The organism is Chromobacterium sp. CCUG 76385 (assembly GCF_059916625.1).
In genome coordinates this window covers 1-19,418 of sequence record NZ_JAUCGU010000015.1, presented here as the reverse complement: position 1 = coordinate 19,418, position 19,418 = coordinate 1, and the positions used below count along the sequence as shown (strand labels likewise).

General features: G+C 63.1%; 20 protein-coding genes and 2 tRNA genes. 16 read left to right on the top strand and 6 right to left on the bottom strand.

Annotated elements, in window-relative coordinates; translation table 11 throughout:
• Positions 1 to 106 precede the first annotated feature (106 nt).
• The 6 genes from pxpB (at position 107) to pcp (ending at position 4,798) form a co-directional block, all read left to right on the top strand.
• Positions 107 to 769, top strand: a complete 663-nt coding sequence (gene pxpB / locus QUG01_RS11390; RefSeq protein WP_500830250.1) for a 5-oxoprolinase subunit PxpB — start codon at positions 107 to 109, stop codon at positions 767 to 769.
• Positions 766 to 1,695, top strand: a complete 930-nt coding sequence (locus tag QUG01_RS11385; protein WP_500830249.1) for a 5-oxoprolinase subunit C family protein — start codon at positions 766 to 768, stop codon at positions 1,693 to 1,695. Before pxpB ends, QUG01_RS11385 begins: the two co-directional genes overlap by 4 nt.
• Positions 1,685 to 2,422 carry a 5-oxoprolinase subunit PxpA gene (gene pxpA / locus QUG01_RS11380; RefSeq protein WP_500830248.1) on the top strand — a complete coding sequence of 246 codons (738 nt, stop codon included), beginning with the start codon at positions 1,685 to 1,687 and terminating at the stop codon, positions 2,420 to 2,422. Before QUG01_RS11385 ends, pxpA begins: the two co-directional genes overlap by 11 nt.
• Before the next feature lie 63 nt (positions 2,423 to 2,485).
• Positions 2,486 to 3,202 (top strand): DUF969 domain-containing protein, encoded by a 717-nt coding sequence (locus tag QUG01_RS11375; RefSeq protein WP_500830247.1) that lies wholly within the window; start codon positions 2,486 to 2,488, stop codon positions 3,200 to 3,202.
• On the top strand, positions 3,199 to 4,155 hold the full coding sequence (locus QUG01_RS11370) for a DUF979 domain-containing protein (RefSeq protein ID WP_500830246.1): 957 nt from the start codon (positions 3,199 to 3,201) through the stop codon (positions 4,153 to 4,155). The genes QUG01_RS11375 and QUG01_RS11370 overlap by 4 nt, the downstream gene beginning before the upstream one ends.
• 10 nt (positions 4,156 to 4,165) lie before the next feature.
• Positions 4,166 to 4,798: a pyroglutamyl-peptidase I gene (gene pcp, locus QUG01_RS11365; RefSeq protein ID WP_500830245.1), complete on the top strand. Its 633-nt coding sequence runs from the start codon at positions 4,166 to 4,168 to the stop codon at positions 4,796 to 4,798.
• Between the two features lie 61 nt (positions 4,799 to 4,859).
• Here the strand turns inward: pcp and phhA are convergent, their stop codons facing one another.
• Entirely contained in the window at positions 4,860 to 5,753 is an 894-nt protein-coding gene (gene phhA, locus QUG01_RS11360; RefSeq protein WP_261173756.1) for a phenylalanine 4-monooxygenase, read from the bottom strand.
• 142 nt (positions 5,754 to 5,895) lie between these two features.
• On the opposite strand from phhA, the gene QUG01_RS11355 reads away from it, so the two are divergent.
• The 3 genes from QUG01_RS11355 (at position 5,896) to QUG01_RS11345 (ending at position 7,968) form a co-directional block, all read left to right on the top strand.
• Positions 5,896 to 6,360, top strand: coding sequence for an Lrp/AsnC family transcriptional regulator (locus QUG01_RS11355; protein WP_500830244.1), 465 nt, complete (start codon positions 5,896 to 5,898; stop codon positions 6,358 to 6,360).
• Positions 6,361 to 6,546: 186 nt separating this feature from the next.
• Positions 6,547 to 7,116, top strand: coding sequence for a cysteine dioxygenase (locus QUG01_RS11350; protein ID WP_500830243.1), 570 nt, complete (start codon positions 6,547 to 6,549; stop codon positions 7,114 to 7,116).
• 297 nt (positions 7,117 to 7,413) lie between these two features.
• Positions 7,414 to 7,968 carry a cysteine dioxygenase gene (locus QUG01_RS11345; protein ID WP_500830242.1) on the top strand — a complete coding sequence of 185 codons (555 nt, stop codon included), beginning with the start codon at positions 7,414 to 7,416 and terminating at the stop codon, positions 7,966 to 7,968.
• Between the two features lie 77 nt (positions 7,969 to 8,045).
• Here QUG01_RS11345 and QUG01_RS11340 read toward each other — a convergent pair whose 3' ends face one another.
• The gene (locus tag QUG01_RS11340) at positions 8,046 to 9,383 is read right to left on the bottom strand and encodes an OmpP1/FadL family transporter (protein ID WP_500830241.1); all 1,338 of its coding nucleotides are present in this window, start codon (positions 9,381 to 9,383) and stop codon (positions 8,046 to 8,048) included.
• A gap of 262 nt (positions 9,384 to 9,645) precedes the next feature.
• On the opposite strand from QUG01_RS11340, the gene QUG01_RS11335 reads away from it, so the two are divergent.
• From QUG01_RS11335 to QUG01_RS11320, 4 genes are all read left to right on the top strand, one after another.
• Complete coding sequence (locus QUG01_RS11335) at positions 9,646 to 10,203, top strand: peptidylprolyl isomerase (RefSeq protein WP_500830240.1); 558 nt, start codon at positions 9,646 to 9,648, stop codon at positions 10,201 to 10,203.
• A 37-nt stretch (positions 10,204 to 10,240) separates the two neighbouring features.
• Positions 10,241 to 10,732: a peptidylprolyl isomerase gene (locus QUG01_RS11330; RefSeq protein WP_103321985.1), complete on the top strand. Its 492-nt coding sequence runs from the start codon at positions 10,241 to 10,243 to the stop codon at positions 10,730 to 10,732.
• Between the two features lie 69 nt (positions 10,733 to 10,801).
• A complete protein-coding gene (locus QUG01_RS11325; protein WP_500830239.1) occupies positions 10,802 to 11,509 on the top strand; it encodes a UDP-2,3-diacylglucosamine diphosphatase in 708 nt (235 codons plus the stop codon).
• A 519-nt stretch (positions 11,510 to 12,028) separates the two neighbouring features.
• Positions 12,029 to 14,374 carry a TonB-dependent receptor gene (locus QUG01_RS11320; RefSeq protein WP_500830238.1) on the top strand — a complete coding sequence of 782 codons (2,346 nt, stop codon included), beginning with the start codon at positions 12,029 to 12,031 and terminating at the stop codon, positions 14,372 to 14,374.
• Positions 14,375 to 14,459: 85 nt separating this feature from the next.
• On the opposite strand, the gene QUG01_RS11315 is transcribed toward QUG01_RS11320, so the two are convergent.
• Both QUG01_RS11315 and QUG01_RS11310 read right to left on the bottom strand, forming a co-directional pair.
• The gene (locus QUG01_RS11315; RefSeq protein WP_500830237.1) at positions 14,460 to 15,086 is read right to left on the bottom strand and encodes a hypothetical protein; all 627 of its coding nucleotides are present in this window, start codon (positions 15,084 to 15,086) and stop codon (positions 14,460 to 14,462) included.
• A gap of 84 nt (positions 15,087 to 15,170) precedes the next feature.
• Positions 15,171 to 16,118, bottom strand: coding sequence for a GlxA family transcriptional regulator (locus QUG01_RS11310; RefSeq protein ID WP_500830236.1), 948 nt, complete (start codon positions 16,116 to 16,118; stop codon positions 15,171 to 15,173).
• A 112-nt stretch (positions 16,119 to 16,230) separates the two neighbouring features.
• On the opposite strand from QUG01_RS11310, the gene QUG01_RS11305 reads away from it, so the two are divergent.
• Positions 16,231 to 16,767, top strand: coding sequence for a cysteine hydrolase family protein (locus tag QUG01_RS11305; protein WP_500830235.1), 537 nt, complete (start codon positions 16,231 to 16,233; stop codon positions 16,765 to 16,767).
• Position 16,768: 1 nt separating this feature from the next.
• Here QUG01_RS11305 and tilS read toward each other — a convergent pair whose 3' ends face one another.
• Together tilS and QUG01_RS11295 are read right to left on the bottom strand one after the other, a co-directional pair.
• Complete coding sequence (gene tilS, locus QUG01_RS11300; RefSeq protein ID WP_500830234.1) at positions 16,769 to 18,106, bottom strand: tRNA lysidine(34) synthetase TilS; 1,338 nt, start codon at positions 18,104 to 18,106, stop codon at positions 16,769 to 16,771.
• A complete protein-coding gene (locus tag QUG01_RS11295; protein WP_500830233.1) occupies positions 18,078 to 19,043 on the bottom strand; it encodes an acetyl-CoA carboxylase carboxyltransferase subunit alpha in 966 nt (321 codons plus the stop codon). The genes tilS and QUG01_RS11295 overlap by 29 nt, the downstream gene beginning before the upstream one ends.
• A 211-nt stretch (positions 19,044 to 19,254) precedes the next feature.
• Here QUG01_RS11295 and QUG01_RS11290 point away from each other — a divergent pair.
• A tRNA-Val gene (locus tag QUG01_RS11290) sits at positions 19,255 to 19,330 on the top strand.
• Positions 19,331 to 19,341: 11 nt separating this feature from the next.
• Positions 19,342 to 19,418 (top strand) — tRNA-Asp (locus QUG01_RS11285).

Here is a 19,418-nt window from a genome sequence, read left to right as displayed (position 1 = left end):
CATCATTTACAACAGTAAATTGACGAGAAGATATCAACATAGCAGCATTATATGCAGCTAAGGTGTACCTTACATCCTATTCCAAAATCATACACAATCCAAAGCCATGTCCGACGCCACTCCATCATCGCCCGTCATACACTGGCTAGGCAACCAGGCACTGACCTTGGAATTGCCGCCGCCCGCCACCCTGGACAGCCAGCGCCGCATCTGGCGTCTGGCCGAGCAACTGCGCGACTGGGACGAAATCCGCGAAGCCGTGCCCGGCATGAACAACCTGACCGTGGAGCTGCGTCCCGGCGCCAAGGCGGCCAGTTGGCCAGCGCGCCTGCGCAAGTTGTGGCAGCAGGCCGATCCGGCAGTCCAGGCCGGCCGCGTGGTGGAAATCCCGGTGCATTACGGCGGCGATGCCGGGCCGGACCTGCAAGAAGTGGCCCGCCACTGCGGCCTCAGCTCGCGGCAAGTGGTCGCGCGCCATAGCGCAGTCGAATACACGGTGTTCTTTCTCGGCTTTCAGCCCGGCTTCGCCTACCTGGGCGGACTGGACCCGGCCCTGGCAACGCCGCGCCGCGCTACGCCGCGGCAGCAGGTGCCGGCCGGATCGGTGGCGATAGGCGGCAGCCAGACCGGCATTTATCCTGCGGACGCCCCGGGCGGCTGGCAAATCATAGGCCATAGCGACATGGTGCTGTTCGATCCCGCGCGGCAACCGCCCAGCGCGCTGCAACCGGGCGACATTGTCCGTTTCATCCCTGCGGAGGCCGCATGACGCTGGAAACGATCAAGGCCGGCCCGCAAACCACGGTGCAGGATCTGGGGCGCTTCGGCGCACGCCACCTAGGCGTGTGCCGCGCCGGCGCGATGGACACGCTGGCCCTGACCGTGGCCAACCGCCTGGCGGGCAACCCGGCCGGCGCCCCTGCGCTGGAAATCACGCTGCCGCCGGCCAGCTTTCGCCTGCTGCGCGACGGCATGCTGGCGCTGGCCGGCGCGGACTGCCAGGCGACGCTGGATGGCGAGCCGGTATGGCCGGGCTGGCGCACCCCCTTCCGCGCGGGACAGGTATTGCAATTGCACGCCCCGCGCATCGGCATGCGCGCCTACCTGGCGCTGGACGGCGGCATCGCGCTGCCGCCGGTCATGGGATCGGCCAGCACTGATCTGATGGCGGGCTTCGGCGGGCTGGACGGCCGCGCCCTGCGCGATGGCGACCGGCTGCCCTTGGGCGCGCCGCTACCCATCCGGCCGCGCAAAGGCGTGTGGCTGCCGCGGCCCAGCAATCAGATCCGCGTCTGCCACGGACCGGAATTCGGCTTGCTGTCCAAATCCGCCCGCGAGCGGCTGTGGCATGCGCCCTGGCAGATCACGCCCAGCAGCAACCGCATGGGTTACCGCCTGTCCGGTCCGGCATTGCAGTTGAACGCGCCCACGGAGATGCCATCGCACGGCGTGCTGCCCGGCTTGATCCAGCTGCCGCCGGACGGCCAACCCATAGTGTTGATGGCGGACGCGCAGGCCACAGGCGGCTATCCGCGTCTGGGCATGGTGGCGTCGGCCGACCTGTGGCAACTTGGCCAGGCCCGGCTGGGCAGCCAGCTGCATTTCGTCGAAGCGAGCCTGGAGGAGGCCCGTCTGGCCGATCAGCAATTGCGACGCTACCTGAACAAGATCGAGAGACTGCTCAATGAAAATTGACCTGAACGCCGACCTGGGCGAAGGCTGCGGCAACGACGCCGAGCTGCTGGACTACGTCAGCTCCGCCAATATCGCCTGCGGCTGGCACGCCGGCGATGCCGACACCATGCAGGCCACCGTCAGGATGGCGATGGGAAAAGGCGTGGCCATCGGCGCCCATCCCAGCTTTCCGGACCGGGACAACTTCGGCCGCAGCGAAATGCGGCTGCCCATGGCCACCCTGCGCGCCGGCCTGCTGTACCAGTTGGGCGCGCTGCAAGCCATCGTCAGAGCCGAAGGCGGCGAACTCGCCCACGTCAAACCGCACGGCGCGCTGTACAACCAGGCCGCGCGCGAGCCGGAGCTGGCGCAAACGCTGGCGCGCGCCATCCACGACTTCAACCCGGGGCTGCGCGTCATGGGCCTGGCTGGCAGCCTGTTCGTCGAAGCCTGCCGCGCCGAGGGTCTGCCCGTATGGCAGGAAGGCTTCGCCGACCGCGGCTACCGCGCCGACGGCAGCCTGGTGCCCCGCGGCCAGCCCGGCGCGCTGCTGGACAGCGACGCGGCGATGCTGAAGCAAGTGGAGGACATGGTGCGGCGGCAACGCATCGTGGCCGTCAGCGGCGAAGCCGTATCCCTGCGCATAGACACCATCTGCCTGCACGGCGACGGCAGCCATGCCGTGCCGTTCGCGCGGTTGCTGCGCCGGCATCTGGAACAGGCCGGCATAACCATTAGCGCCAGCTAACCGCATTTCACGCCAGCGCGGCGGCAAGACCGCGCGGCGTTACGCTCAAACCAAGGAGAAACCATGGATCAGGCTGTCAATTTGTGGCCGCTGCTAGGCATCGCAGTGGTCGTCATCGGCTTCGTGCTGCGCTTCAACTCGCTGCTGGTGGTATGCGCCGCCGGCATCGTTACCGGGCTGGCCGCCGGCATCAAACCGCTGCCGCTGCTGGCCGAATTCGGCCACGGTTTCATGAAAACGCGCAATCTGACCATGATCGTGCTGCTGGTGCTGCCGGTGGTGGGCCTGATGGAGCGGCATGGCCTGCGCGAACAGGCGCGCGAGCTGGTGCGCAAGATGCGCAATGCTACGGTCGGCCGCCTGCTGGTGATCTATTTGTTGGTGCGCGAAATCTCCGCCGCGCTGGGGCTGACCGGCCTGGGCGGCCACCCGCAAATGGTGCGTCCCATCCTGGCGCCGATGACCGAAGGCGCCTGGGAACAGCGCCACGGCGAACCGACGCCGGAACAAAGGGACAAGCTGCGCGCCATGAGCGCGGCCACCGATAACGTGGGACTGTTCTTCGGCGAGGACATCTTCGTCGCGTTTGGCGCGGTGATCCTGATGCACACTTTCCTGCAGGAAAACGGCATTCCCACCGAACCGCTGCATATCGCGCTGTGGGGCATCCCCACCGCGCTGTTCGCCTTCCTGATCCATAGCGCCCGCCTGCTGCGCCTGGAGCGCCATCTGCTGCGCCACGGCCTGCCCGCCGCCAAGCTGAAGGGAGAAAACGCATGATTCTGCACATCGAATACCTGTACTGGGTGGTCGGCGCGATACTGCTGGCCGTCGCAGGCTTCACGCTGACCGATCGGCAGCATCCGCGCCGCTACAGCAGCGCGGCGTTCTGGGGCCTGTTCGGCGCGCTGTTTTTGGCTGGGGATCGGCTGCCGGCAGAACTGTCCGGCGCCATGGTGCTGGCCATGGTGGCCATCGCCGGCTGCGGCCGCCTGGCGGGCGGCCAACATGCGCCGCTGGCCGCCGACCGGCTGCGGCAGAGCGTAAAGAGACTGGGCGGCAAGACTTTTCTGCCTTCGCTGCTGGTGCCGCTGCTGACCGTGCTGCTGAGCGTGGGGGCCAAGGACGTCAAGATCGCCGGCATGCCCTTGTTTGATCCGAAGAACACCACGCTGCAGGCGCTGGGCATCGCCTGCCTGGCGGCGCTGGCCGCCGCCTGCTGGCTGGCGCGCGAAACCCCGGCGCAAGGCGTGCGCGAGACGCGCCGCCTGCTGGACTGCATGGGGTGGGCGGTGCTGCTGCCGCAGCTGCTGGCCCTGCTCGGCCTGCTGTTCGCCGATGCCGGCGTGGGCAAGGCGGTGTCCCATGTCGCCACCAGCTATTTGCCGCTGGATCTGCGCTGGGTGGCGGTGCTGGCCTATGTGCTGGGCATGGCGCTGTTCACCATGATCATGGGCAACGCCTTCGCCGCCTTCCCGGTGATGACCGCCGGCATAGGCATTCCGTTTCTGGTCAGCGGCCATCACGGCGACGCGGCAGTCATGGCCGCCATCGGCATGTTCTCGGGCTACTGCGGCACGCTGATGACGCCGATGGCGGCCAATTTCAACATCGTGCCGGCGGCGCTGCTGGAACTGGAAGACAAGCATGCGGTGATCAAGGCCCAGGTGCCCACCGCGCTGGCGCTGCTGGCCGTCAACGCCGTGCTGCTGAACTGGCTGATGTTCCGCTAAGGAGACGGATATGAAAACGGTATTGCTGACAGGCTTCGAGCCGTTTGGCGGCGAAAACGTCAACCCGTCGTGGGAGGCGGTGCGCCGCCTCGATGGCCAAGAGATTGCCGGCGCCCGCATCGCGGCCCGCCAGTTGCCCTGCGTATTCGGCGCGGCGCTGGAAGAACTGCGCCGCCATCTGGACGCCCTGTCGCCCGTGCTGGCCATCGCCGTCGGCCAGGCCGGCGGCCGCCCCGACATCACGGTGGAGCGCGTGGCGATCAATGTCGACGACGCGCGCATCGCCGACAACGCCGGCCAGCAGCCGATAGACCAAGCCATCGCGGCCGACGGACCGGCGGCGTACTTCTCCACGCTGCCGATCAAAGCCATCGTCGCCGGGCTGCGCGAAAACGGCATCCCCGCCTCGGTCTCGCAAACCGCCGGCACCTTCGTCTGCAATCACGTGATGTACGGCCTGCTGCACCGCGCGGGTCCGCGCGCCGGCTTCATCCATATCCCTTATTTGCCGGAGCAGGCTGCGCGCCATCCCGGCCAGCCCAGCATGAAGCTGGATGACTGTGTACAGGCGCTGCGGCTGGCAGTGGAAATCGCGCTGACTCAGCGGGAAGACGCCAAAATCGCCGGCGGCGCGACGCACTGAGCCGCCAAATACCAAGCCCGCCTGGCTTGCGCAAGGCGGGCTTGGCTTAAAATACGCACGCTCACACGTCGTCGGTATCCGCCCAGCCCTGGCGATCGCCCTCGTTGATCACCACGTCGCTCGGCGCGATGTCGCCGGCGCCCCATGGCTTGGCATCCGCCAGCTGCCGGTACAAGGGGGCAAAGTCCGGCGCGGTGGCGTCGAACAGCTGCTTGAAGCTGTCGATGACGAAATAAGTCTTCTGGAAGGTGTCGATGCGGTAGCGCGTGTTCATGATGCGCATCAAATCGAAACCGACCCGATTGGGGCTGGCGCTGTCCAGGCAGTAGATGGATTCGGACTTGCTGGACACAATGCCGGCGCCGTAAATGCGCATGCCGGCCGGCGTATTGATCAGGCCGAACTCCACCGTGTACCAGTACAGCCGCGCCAGCATGGGCAGCGCGCCCAGTTCCTTGGCCTTGATGCCGCCCTTGCCGTAAGCCTCCAGATAGTCGGCGAACACCGGATTGATCAGCAGCGGCACATGGCCGAACAGATCGTGGAACACGTCCGGCTCCTGCAGATAGTCCAGCTGGTGCGGCTCGCGCAGCCACCAGGTGACCGGGAAGCGGCGGTTGGCCAAGTGCTCGAAGAACACGTCATCGGGAATCAGGCCGGGCACCGCCACGATCTTCCAGCCGGTGGCGGCCATCAGCTTCTCATTCAGCTTCGCAAAATCCGGCACCCGGTCGTGGTCCACCTCCAAGTCGCGCAAGCCCTGCAGAAACTCCTCGCAGGCGCGGCCCGGCAACAGCTTGCTCTGCCGCTGATACAGCGTGGCCCAGGTGGCGTGGTCTTCCGCGGTGTAACGCTCCAGCGGCTGCGGCAGGGTGTAGTCGTTGGCGTCGTGGCTCAGTCCGACATTCTTGCGGGTGGTGATGTCGGGCACCACAAAGTCGGCGCGGTCGTTCATGTCTGGGGCTCCGGATTGGATGGTTTACTCTAGTTTAGCCCCGCTGCCATGCGGCAAGTCCGCAAAATTTGCTTCTAAAACTGATTTTTTGCATACTTACCGCATTAAACGTCATAATTTGCTCAAAATGCGCAAAATCGAAATGGATCGCTTCGACATGCTGATCTTGCAGCAGCTGCAGCTGGATGCCCGCGCCACGCACCAGAAGCTGGCGCAGGCCATCCCACTATCGGCCTCGCAGATCGGCCGCCGCATCCAGCGGATGGAGCAGGACGGCATCATTCAGGGTTATCAGGTGGCGCTGAATCCGGAGCATGTCGGCCTATCGGTGATGGCTTTCGCCAATGTCAGCCTGGAACGCCACAACGAGGCCGCGCTGCTGGATTTCGCGCAGTCCATCCATGCGCTGCCGGAAGTGCTGGAGTGCTACGCTGCCGCCGGCGAGGCCGACTACCTGCTGCGCATCGTGGTTCCCGACCTGCCATCGCTGTCTTCTTTCGTGATGAACAAGCTGATGCAGCTGTCGCTGGTGCGCAGCGTCAAGTCCACCATCGTCCTGAATGCCATCAAACAAACGATGAAGCTGCCGCTCTATCCGCCTTCCTGATCCTTTTGCCGAACCTGCCATGGTTTGCAGCGTCTATATCTGGCAGCGTAAATGGGGCAATACAGCGCCATGAATATCCTTATACGTAAATCGACATAATGAATCGATTTAATATTACGGAAAAGCGCCGATAACAAGGCATGGTCCACAGGGCCGCGCCACGCTCAGTCATGCAAGGAGAAGCAGATGCAAACCCGCGCCTTCGCACCGCGTTCCTCCCTGGACGCCCTGACAGCCAGTCTCGCCGCATCCATCAGCCAACTTGCCATCGCAGACGGCCCGCTGAGCCTGGAACAGATGCGCCGCTTCTATCATTCTCCAAGCCTATCCACTGCCGACTTCTCCCCCTTCCGCCAGTTCGACGACGCCCAGTATCGCCGCAATCGCATCTATATCGATGAGCACTTCGAGCTGCTGCTGCTTTGCTGGCGACCAGGCCAACGCAGCCAGATCCACAACCACAGGGGCAGCCTGTGCGGCGTCAAGGTGCTGGAGGGCGTGGCGACCGAAACCGTGTTCGTGCAGAACCCATCCGGTCAAGTCTGCCCACGCGAAACGCGTGAAATGGCGGCTGGCAGCCTTGTGATCAACGGAGATCTGGACATTCATCAAGTCGCTAACCTGCATCCCAGCGGCAAAGACCTGGTCACGCTGCATTTGTACTCGCCGCCGCTGAAGAAAATGGAATTGTTCGGTTTGGAGCCGCAGCAACAACGCGTCTTTCATGGGGCGGATTGCCTGGAATATCACATCTAAACAGTCTGGCCAGCGTTTCTTCCGCCCCGCTGGCCAATCCTTCACAGCACGCGCCAACATGCCTATCAATTAACATGCGGACTGATAAAAACGACGCTGCATGGGACGTTTCTCAGGGCCCCACAGCCCCAAAACCACTATCGAAAAGCCTGCGGCGGCATTCCCGGGCTGACACGCGAGCAAGCATAAAGTGCTAACGCAAACTGTCGATATAAATCTTGTCGGAACCAAATAAAATTTTCCGGCTATTTCGATCGCATTGCGGGCGCCGAGCGCTCGGCCTTCCAGGAGAGAATGATGGAAACCTTGCGCCTATTCGAGCACGCCCGCCCCCCGAGCGGATTGATTTATTGGCTGTCCCGCATGGCCCGGCTGAACCAGAAACTGGGACTGGAACAAATACAGACATTTTTAGAGAATGCGCCGCTCAATCAGGAAGAGCTGCTGCCTTACTGGAAATTCAGCGGCAGCCATTACCACCGCAACCTGATATACGGCAATGAGCATTTCGAATTGCTATTGTTCTGCTGGCATCGCCAGCAATCCAGCTCCGTTCACAATCATCACGGCAGTCATTGCGGCGTCATGGTGATTCAAGGGACAGCGAGCGAGGAACGCTACGCCGCCACCGCGCAAGGCCAATTGATTTCCATGGAAACCAGAGATTTCAAAACCGGCTCCATCTTGCTTAACCAGGCAAAAGACATCCATAAAATATCGAATCAACAGCAAGAAGACTTGGTCACCCTGCACCTTTACTCGCCTCCAATGCGGCGCATGGACTGCTATAACCTTGAGCGGGAAACGCCGCATTACGCTCCGCAGCGAATCCAGCCGAGCATGGCGCATTGACGGCGTTTCCCAACGCTTGCCAATGAAAAAGGGCACGGCTTGCGCCGCGCCCTTTTGTCTGATCACCGGATTCCGAATCAGAAGCGGTACTGCATCTGCACGCCCAGCAGGTGGCCGCTGATCGAAGAGTAATCGCCCTGCAGACGGCTGGTGGTGCCGAACGGGCTATGCGAAGTATTGTCGATCTTGGTGTCGCCCACCGCGCGCAGATAGGCGTAGCTCACGTCCACGCTGGCCTGCTTGCTGATCTGGTAGCCGGCGCCCAAGGTCAGCCACATGCGGTCGGCATCCGGGATCAGCACGTTGCGGTGCTGCGGGTTCGGCACAGGCGTGGTTTCGTAGCCTAGGCCTGCGCGCAGGGTCAGCGCGTCGCTGTAGAAGTAGTCGCCGCCCACCGAGAACAGCCAGCTGTTCTTCCAATGGTTGTCGATGGTGGTGGTGGTATCGATCGGCGCGGGCGTCAGGCCCGGCAGCTTAGGCACCACGGGGCTGCCCTTGACCACCAGCTGGTCGAAGCGGCTCCAGCGCGTCCAGCGCGCGGTGGCGCCGACGGCGAACTTGCTGTTCAGCTTGCTGTAGCCGCTCAGCATCAGCCATTCCGGCGTGGTCACCTCGGCCGAACCCGAATACGTGCCATTGAGCAGGCCGCCCAGCGGCGCGGGGAAGCCGGCATTGGTGTAATCGCCCTTGGCGTCGTGATGGATCTTGGAGCGATACGACAGGCCGACGCGGGTATCCGCGCTGTAGGAATACATCACGCCCAGGTTGTAGCCGAAGCCCCAGCTGTCGGCCTTGAGCTCGCCGCTGGCGCCGGGCAGATAGGCGCCCTGTTTCAGGTCCGCCTTCGCGTATTGCGCGGACACGCCGCCGCCGAAGCTCCACTTGTCGTTCAGCTTGTAAGCCAACGACGGATTGATGTCCACCGTCATGATGCTGCTGGAGATGCCGTTGTCGCGGCCGCCCCAGTTGTCGCTATAGCTCGCGCCCAGGCCAAACGGCGTGGTCACGCCCAGGCCCAGGAACAGCTGGTCGTTGACCTGATGGGTCAGGTAACCGTTCGGAATCACTTCGCCCGCGCCGCGGCCGTTGTCGTTGGCAGAAGTCGTCACGGTGGAAGGAGGCGTGCCCGGCAGATGGCTGACGCTGGTATTGCTGCCGCTGAACGGCGCGTCGATTTCCGCATAGGTCAGGCCGCCTTGCACGCGGGTGCCGGACAGCTGGGTCATGCCGGCCGGGTTGTAGAACACGGCGGACAGATCGTCGCCGGCCACGCCGGCGCCGGCGTAGGCGCGGCCCATGCCGGTGACGCTCTGCTCGGTCAGCTGGAAACCGGCGGCATGGGCCGCCGGGCTGGCGGCAAACAAGGAAGCAATGGCAATAGACAGGAGTCGGACGGTGTACGAGGAGGATGGCATTGAGATCATGTTCCTGAAATGTTCTTCTTATTGGCCGGCTGAGCCGGACAAAACGGCGCAAGCATGATAAATAGATAGCGCTTGCATCTTTTTAGGGCGTGGAGTCTAAACTCGAATCCCTTTCGCGGCAAGGAAAAAACACATCTTCCTTAACGAAGATTAAGCTGCTGCGCCGCCCCCGCCTCGCGCCGCCAGCCTCAACCCGCCGCGCGCGCTGTGCTAGAATCACAGCCCGACTTTCTTGCCGACACGTCTCCCGACCATGAAGAAACTGATCTGCGGCCTGGCCGCATTCGCCCTGCCCGTTATGGCCTTCGCCGCCCCGATCGTCGAAATGGCCACCAATAAAGGTAATATCGAAATCACGCTGGATTCGACCAAGGCGCCCAAGACCGTGGCCAACTTCGTCGCCTACGCCAAGGCCGGACATTACAACGGCACGGTGTTCCACCGCGTGATAGACGGCTTCATGATCCAGGGCGGCGGCTTCGACACCAAGCTGAGCCAGAAACCTACCAAGGCCCCCATAGCCAATGAGGCGAATAACGGCCTGAAGAACGATGCCGGCACCATCGCCATGGCCCGCACGGCAGACCCGAACTCCGCCACCGCGCAGTTTTTCATCAACGTCGCCAACAACGACTTCCTCAATTACAAGTCGCCGACGCCGCAAGGCGCCGGCTACGCCGTGTTCGGCAAGGTCACCAAGGGCATGGATGTGGTCAATCGCATCGCCAAGACGCGCACCGGCAGCATGAACGGCATGGATGACGTTCCGTTCGAACCCATCGTCATCCAGAAAATCACCATCAAACCGTAAGCCCGCCTTGCGCGGCTGCAACGCAAAGGAAAGCACAATGATCAAACTCACGACCAACCTCGGCGAAATCACCCTGGAACTGAACCACGAAATGGCGCCGAAAACCGCCGCCAACTTCGAGGAATACGTGAAGAGCGGCCACTACGACGGCACCATCTTCCACCGCGTGATCAATGGCTTCATGATCCAGGGCGGCGGCTTCGACGCCGAGATGAACCAGAAGCCGACGCGCGACCCGATCCAGAACGAGGCCAACAACGGCCTGTCCAACAAGACCTACACCGTCGCCATGGCCCGCACCATGGACCCGCACTCGGCGTCGGCCCAGTTCTTCATCAATGTGTCCGACAACGACTTCCTGGACTTCAAGTCCGAAAGCACCCAAGGCTGGGGCTACGCCGTGTTCGGCCAAGTGGTGGCAGGCCAGGACGTGGTAGACCGCATCAAGACCGTCCGCACCGGCCGCACCGGCATGCACCAGGACGTGCCGGTGGAGCCGGTGGTGATCCAGAAGGCGGAAATCGTCTAAACCGTCCGCATCGAAAATCCAGCCGGGGCCGTGCCCCGGCTTTGTCTTGTTCCGGATAGCACAGCAGCCATGGCCATACATTTCATTTCCGACCTGCACCTCGCCGACGACACCCCCGCGCTCAACCAGCTGTTTCTGGACACGCTCGCCGCCTGGCGCGGCCGGATCGAGGCGCTGTACATCCTGGGCGACCTGTTCGAATACTGGGTAGGCGACGACGACGATTCGGCCTATCTGGAAGCGCCGCTGGCCGCGATGCGCGCATTTGCCGCCCAAACGCCGTTATACGTGATGCGCGGCAACCGCGACTTCCTGCTGGGCGCCGGCTTCGAGCAACGCAGCGGCGCCGTCTTGCTGGACGATCCAACGCTGATGGAAGCCCACGGCCAGCGCATTCTGCTGTGCCACGGCGACGCGCTATGCACCGACGACGTCGCTTACCAGCAATTCCGCGCCGTCAGCCGCAGCCCGCAATGGCAGCAAGCCATGCTGGCCAGGCCGCTGGCGGAACGCCATGTTATCGCCCGGCAAGCGCGGCAGCAAAGCGAGATGAACAAGCAGCAGACCGGCCTGAGCGCCATTTCCGACGTCACGGAACAGGCAGTAGGCGAATTGCTGGCCGCCCATGACTGGCCGACGCTGATCCACGGCCATACCCATCGCCCCGCCCGCCACCGCCACGGCGCCTCCAGCCGCTGGGTGATCCGGGACTGGCATGGCGAAACCGGCGGCTACCTGGCGCTGGACGACGCCGGCATCCGCGCCCTCCCCCTCTAAGCCTTCCCGCCGGCGGCTTGCTCAAGCCGCCCAGCCCCCTCCGGCCTCATCAATCAAACCATGATTCGGCAAAATAAATTCCAAAATACTTTTCCATCAACCCGCCGACAAATCCTTACATTTCATTAACATATTCCCGCATTTTTGTCATAAACCCACTATTTCATTGATTATTTTTGCAAATCAACTCCACATAAAGACATATTTCTTTATTCTTTTTGTAATAGTTGTTTCTTGAAAATGAAATGACAATAGACTAGATTTGCCGCTTGAAAATAATTTCAAGGCGAAATAATCCGCGCTGAGCGCTTTGCCATACCCGAGTTCAATCACCCATGCCGGTAAAGATTCTTCTCGTCCATCGCAAGCCATCTCAGCCCGGCACAGCCTAGCGCCAAAACCCGCTCAAGCAACCATCGCAGTGCTTGCTGTATTGACCCATGCCTCACGGCAGGACTTCGGCTGCGCTGAAAATACATTCCAATGAAAAATTGATTTCTCTACATTTCAGGAAATTCAATGAATAAGAAGACCTATATTCGCCCCTTGACCCTGGCCGTGCTTGCCGCGCTGGCCAGCCAGGCGGCGCTCGCCGAGGAGACCCAGCTGCAAACCGTCACCATCACCGGTGCCGGCGACAAGCTGGGAGTGGGCTTGCTGCAACAACAGGAAGGCACCCGCACGCGCAGCGATGTCAACAAGGCCGCGCTGGAGAAGCAAAGCCCCACCTCCAACATCTACCAGGGCATCAATATGCTGCCCGGCGTCAACGCCTCCAGCCAGGACAACTCCGGCATGTTCGGCGGCGCGCTGACCATCCGCGGCTTCAACTCGGACCAGATCGGCGTCACCATCAACGGCGTGCCGGTCAATGACTCCGGCAGTTATTCGGTCTATCCGCAGGAATTCGTCGATCTGGAAAACCTGTGCCAGGGCTCCGTCACCCAGGGCTCCAGCGATACCGACGCGCCGCACATGGGCGCCAGCGGCGGCAATATGAGCTTTGTCACCTGCGACCCGGAGAAGGAGCGCCGCGTGCGCATCGCCCAGAGCCTGGGCAGCAATAGCCTGCAACGCACGTATGTGCGCGGCGACACCGGCCTGTTCGCCGATGGCAAAGCCCGCGCCTTCGCCAGCTATTCGCACAGCGAAGTGGACAAGTGGAAGGGCGCAGGCGGCATGAAGCGCGACCACGTCGACACCGGCATCCGCTACGATTTCAGCGGCGGCTATATCAATGCCTCCGTGCTGTACAACCGCCAGGTGGGCAATGCCTTCGGTGCCATGACGCTGCAGCAGATACAGCAAATGGGCTACAACGCCGACTACTCCACCCAGTTCATTCCCGGCCACCTGCCGCCGCAATTCGGCACGGCGCAGAAGGAGACCGGCCCGTCGCCGCAGTATTACCAGCTGCAACAGAATCCGTTCGAAAACGTCATCGCCAAGATTGATGCCGTGCTGAAGCTGGGCCCGGATACCCGCATCAAACTCCAGCCTTACTTCTGGTATGGCTATGGCGGCGGCACCAGCCAACAGACCCAGGCGGAAAACGGCTTCCTCGACAAGACCACGCACACCAATACGGCATCCAAAGACCTGAACGGCGACGGCGACACGCTGGACACCATCATCACCAACGGCAGCAGCATGACGCGCACCCGCCGCCCCGGCATCACCGTCACCATGGAGCAAAGCTGGGGCAACCATTTGCTGCAAGCCGGCGTCTGGTACGAACGCGCGCAGCACGTGCAAACCGGCCAGGCCAGCATTGCCAATAACGATGGCAGCCCGGCCGATGTGTGGATGCACTCGGGCCTGATCACGCGTCCGGACGGCAGCCTGTACCAATACCGCGACTGGGAAACCATCAGCACGGCCACCCAGCTGTTCGCCATCGGCACCTTCAACTTCCTGGATGATCGCCTGGCCATCAACGCCGGCTTGCGCACGCCGCAGATCAAGCGCGATTTCACCAATCACGCCAATGAAGGCTGTTCCGGCAAGACCACCTGCGCGGCGGCTTACGACTACAACATCACCAAAACCTATAACGAAACCCTGCCCAGCTTTGGCGCGCGCTATTTCCTGACGCCCAAGCAGCAGATGTTCTTCAACGTCACCAAGAACTACCGCGCGGTGCCGAACTACGCCTACAGCGGCAGCAACGGCAATGTGCAACTGGTGAATGGACAGGTTGTGCTGGTGAACGATGTGCAGCCGGAAACTTCGATCAACACCGATATCGGCTACCGCTTGCAAGGCGACTTCATCACGCTGAGCGGCTCGCTGTTCAATGTGGACTTCCGCAACCGTCAAGCCAACTCCTACGATTCCGTGACCCAGAAGTCCGTCAATATCAACGCGGGCGATGTGCATACCTGGGGCGGCGAGATCGAGCTGGGCACGGTGCCGGTGAAAGGCTGGAGCGCTTATGCCTCCTTCACCAGCAACCATAGCGAGATCAAGAACAATCTGGATTGGAAGAACAACGGCACCGTGACGCCGCTGCAGCTGCAAGGCAACGACTTCCCGATGACCCCGCGCTGGATGGCCGCGCTGTCGCTGCAATACGCGCCGGGCGCCTGGTATGTCCGCACCGACGTCAAGCACACCGGCAAGCAGTTCGCCACCCTGGTCAACGACGAGGTAGTGCCGGAATACACCACGGTGGATCTGGACGCCGGCTACCGCTTCGGCAATATGGGCGTGTTGAAGAACCCGACGATCAAGCTGAACGTCAGCAATATGTTCAACACCAGCTACCGCATCCCGACCTCCTCCAAGGTCAATGCGGCCGACACGGTGCGCTACAACCTGGGCGCGCCGCGCAGCGCGGCCGTCACCCTGCAGGTGGATCTGTAAACCTGCTGCGCAAGCAAAACCAAGGCCGGGATCGCTCCCGGCCTTTTTTGTTTGCCACGCCCAGCCGGCGCCGCCCTCGCATCCGTCACGCCGCCAGTTGCGGCATCAATTCGCCATTGACGGTCACGCTGACGCCATGACCGCCCAGCCAGGTTTCCACCTTGGTCGGCACACTCATTCGCGCCGAATAATAGCGGAACACCGCCATGCGATCGGCATCATTTCGCGCCCACTGCCATGCCCTGACATAGGCTGCCACCTCGTCCATCTCCGGCACCGAGGAGGCGATCGTCCGCAAGTTGCAGATGGCGCCGCCCAGCTCCTTGTCGTCATTGCACAGCCGCTCTATCTGCGCCAGATCGGCCCGCCGGCCCGCCAGCTTGATCTTCCCGCCCTCGGTGCCGGCCACCTGAAACGGCGGCGACAAAGGCAAGCCGGCCTGGCTCATCTTTTGATCCAGCAACTGGCGCACATACTCGCCATGCAAGGCCACGGCCTGGCGCGACGGCAGCACCCACTTGATGTCCTCATCGCTCATTGGCCCGTCGTGAACCGGCGGCGGACGCAGCGTCGGCACGCTGCCGGCCAATTGCCGAGCAGCCTGGCTCAGCATGCCGGCAAACGCATTGCCATCGTTGTTGCCGGCAAAACTTGCCGGCTTCGCGCCAGATGCCATCCCATGACTCTGCGCGTAGACTTTATCCAGTTGCATGGCGGGCTCCTCAGGACAAAAACAGGGTTTGAGGAGCAAAAATCATTCCATGGGCATTTTTACTGACCTTGACGGCGTGGCCGCTTAGCGCGCCCCGCCTCGAAACGCCTGCCGCCAGGCCGCCGGCGACATGCCCAGCTTCTGCCGGTACAGCCTGCGCAATGAGATGGCGGAACCCAAACCAGCCTGCTCGGCCACCGACTCCATCGACAGGCTGGTGCGCTCCAACAGCCGCTGGCTCAGCGCCAAGCGCTCGCCCGCCAGCCACTCGCCCAGCGTGGCGCCGGTCAAGGCGTGGAAACGGCGCGAGAAAGTGCGGCGGCTCATCGCCAGGCGCGCGGCCAAACCATCCAGCGTGTGCGCGTCGCGCAGATTCGCCCGCAGCCAGTCCAGCAATTCGCCCAAGCGAGCGTCGCGCCCGGCGCGCGGCAAGGGCTGCTCGATGAACTGCGCCTGCCCGCCCTGGCGGTGCGGCGCCACCACCATGCGCCGCGCCACGCGATTGGCTTCTTCCACGCCTTGCCGCTGCCGCAACATATGCAGACAGCAATCTATCGCCGCAGCGGTGCCGGCCGAGGTCAGCACGCTGCCGTCCTCCACATACAAGACGTCGGCATCCAGCCGCACCGCCGGATAGCGGCTGGCAAAGTCATGGACATAGCCCCAATGCGTGGTGGCGCGGCGGCCATCCAGCAAACCTGCCTCGGCCAGCACGCAGGCACCCAGGCACAGGCCCACCACCTGCGCGCCGGCCTGATGCGCGTCGCGCAAGGCCTGCAGCAACTGCGGCTCGGCCTGCCGCGCCGGATCGGGCCAGCTAGGGACGATCACGACATCGGCCGCGCGCAGCGCCTCCAAGCCATGCTCGACCAGCAAGGCGAAGCCGGCGCTGCTGCGCAAGACGCCAGGCCGCACCGCGCAGACTGTCAACTCGAATCCGCCCGCCAGCTCGCCCAACACCATGCACGGCACGGACAAGTGAAAGGGACTGATGTCATCGAATGCCAGCACCGCCACGCTGCGCGTCCTCATCACGTTTCCTCAAGATGGCCCAATATGATCGAATTGTGTCATCCGGGCCACTCACCAGCAAGCCATGCGCCAGGGATAATGGACTCATCCCCACCCGAAACAGGAGACTTCCATGCAAACCGCGCGCCGCACCGCCCTGCTGATCATCGACCTGCAAAACGACTACTTTGCCGGCGGCAAGTATCCCTTGTGGAATACCGAACAGACGCTGGCCAATACGCTGGACGCCATCGCCCAGGCGCATGCGCAAGACATCCCGGTAATCCTGGTTCAGCACATCGCGGCCAATCCCGCCTCGCCGTTTTTCGTCAAAGACAGCGTGGGCGTGCAGATTCACCCGCTGGTGCTGGCCGCGGCTCCAGATGCGCCGGTGGTGGTCAAATCGCACGCCGACAGCTTCCTGAATACCGGCCTGGGCGAATTGCTGGGCAAACTGGAGGTCAACGAACTGTGGATCGCCGGCATGATGACGCAGAACTGCGTCACTCACACCGCGCTGTCGCGCGCGGCCGATCCTTACCGGGTAAAAGTGCTGCGCGATTGCTGCGCCACGGTGGACGCGATGGTGCATGGAATTGCGCTGAGCGCGCTGGGAGACAAGGTGGAAATGGCGGACCGGCTGGCGGCTTTCGAAACCGCCCGCGGCTGAATCAGGCTGGCGACAGTCGCCACAGCGGCCACCAGCCCGGCCCCGTCGCGGCACGGCCAGCCACGGCGATGCCCGGCAACGCCAGCAGCTGGCCATCGGCGGCGTACAGCAAGGGCCAGCGCTGACGCAGCGGCGGCGGCAGGCGAGCCTCGCGCAGCAAATCCTTGACCTCGCGCCGCCCCACGGTCAATGCCAATTTCTCGCCGCCGCAACGCGGCTTCAACGCCAGGCCAGCCGCCAGCGCGGCGTCCGGCAAACCCTGCGCGCGCCACGTCCACTCCAGCCTGCCGCCCCACTCGGGCAAATCCAGCGCCTTGCCGCCGGACAGGTCGGGCAGCGGGCTGCCTGCGGCCGGCGGCTGCAGATCGGCCATGGCCTGGATGGCGCCGTCGAAGCGGAACACCACCCCGCCAGGCAGCCGCAATAGCGGCAACGCCTCGGCCCCGGCCTGCACTAGCTGGCGCTGGAATTCATGCAGCGCGGCCGGCTCCGGCGCAGGCCAGCCCCGCTCGTCCAGCCAGGCCAGCAAGGCCTGGCGCTGCCGCGGCGCGGACAGCGCCTGCCAGTTCGCCAGATCCAGGCCCGCCTGATGACGGCAATGTTCCACATCCCGGCGCGCGACTTCGTCCAAAATGGCCGCCGCATCGGCCTGCAGCGCGGCGGCGCGCGCCAGATGGCTGCGGTAATGCGGCACGGCCTTGGCCAACGCAGGCAAAATCTGGTTGCGCAGCAGATTGCGGCGGTAGCGATTGTCGCGATTGCTCTCGTCTTCCACCCAGGCCAGGCCTTGGGCGCGGACATGGTCTTCCAGTTGCCGGCGAGTGAAATTCAGCAAGGGCCGCCATAAGCGCTTGCCGGGCGGCAACTCGCGCAGCGCCGGCATGGCCGCCAGCGCCTTGACGCCGCCGCCGCGCAGCAGCTGCAGCAATACGGTTTCGGCCTGGTCATCCTGATGATGCGCCAGGACGATGACATCCGCGGCGGAGCGACGATAGGCCGCATAGCGCGCCTCGCGCGCCGCGGCCTCCAGGCTCTCGCCGCCGCCGGCGCTGACCTGCACGCGCTCGATGCGCAGCGGCACGCCCAGCGAATCGCACAGCGCCTGGCAATGCGCGGCCCAGGCATCGGCGTTCGGACTCAGTCCATGATGGACATGCACGGCGGACAGCGACAGCGCCGGCCGATGTTCGCGCGCCGCGCACAGCAGCGACAGCAGCGCCACCGAGTCCAAGCCGCCGGAAAGCCCAAGCTCAAAAGCGCAAAGGCCGGACAATTCGTCCGGCCAATGCTTGATCAGGCTGTCCGCCAGCTTAGGCTGCGTCTTCCTTGAAGCGGCCATAGCTCATCAGGCGGTCGAAGCGCTGCTTCAGCAGCTCATCCAGCGGTTTGCCCTGGACTTCTTTCAGTTCTTCCTGCAGCACGCGCTTCAGCGTGGTCATCATCTGCGCGTGATCGCGATGCGCGCCGCCCACCGGCTCGGTCACCACGCGATCGATCAGGCCCAGCGTTTTCAACCGCGGCGCGGTGATGCCCAGCGCCTCGGCGGCGTCGGACGCGCGCTCGGCCGTCTTCCACAAGATGGACGCGCAGCCTTCCGGCGAAATCACCGAATACGTGGCGTATTGCAACATATTGACTTGGTCGCCCACGGCGATGGCCAAAGCGCCGCCGGAACCTCCCTCGCCGATCACGGTAACGATGATGGGCACGCGCAGGCGAGTCATTTCATACAGGTTGCGGCCAATGGCTTCGGACTGGCTGCGCTCTTCCGCGCCAATGCCAGGCCAGGCGCCGGCGGTATCGACGAAGGTCATCACCGGAATGCCGAACTTCTCGGCCAGCTTCATCAGGCGCAGCGCCTTGCGATAGCCTTCCGGATGCGGCATGCCGAAATTGCGGCGGATTTTTTCCTTGGTGTCGCGGCCCTTTTGCTGGCCGATGACCATCACGGACTGGCCGTTGAAACGGGCCAGGCCGCCGACGATGGCGGCATCGTCGGCAAAAGCGCGGTCGCCGTGCAGCTCTTCAAAGTCGGTGAATATGGCCTGCACATAGTCCAGGGTATATGGTCGCTGCGGATGGCGGGCCACCATCGCGATTTGCGACGGGGTCAGCTTGGCATAGAGCGTCTTGGTCAGCTCCAGGCTCTTCTTCTGCAGGCGGGCGATTTCCTCGGAGATATCCAGCACCGAGTCGTCCTGCACGAACCGCAGTTCTTCTATTTTGTTCTCGAGCTCGGCAATCGGCTGCTCAAAATCGAGAAAGGTCGGCTTCATTCTTCACATCATCCGTCAAACCTAATCGCCGCATGATACATGAGGCGCAAACTCGCCGTCACCCGTAGAACCAGGAAAACGATGCAAAAATGGAGCAAATATTCAAAATCACGGGCTTTGGCAAAAAAAACCAAGCGGACTACTTGCACAAGCTTAAACCCTGTGCTTTAATTCGCCTCCTCGCTGAAACGCACACAGCGAAACGAATTCAGGGCGTTTAGCTCAGTTGGTAGAGCGTCTGCCTTACAAGCAGAATGTCGGCGGTTCGACTCCGTCAACGCCCACCAGTTTTACGGTTGGAGTGGTAGTTCAGTTGGTTAGAATACCGGCCTGTCACGCCGGGGGTCGCGGGTTCGAGTCCCGTCCACTCCGCCA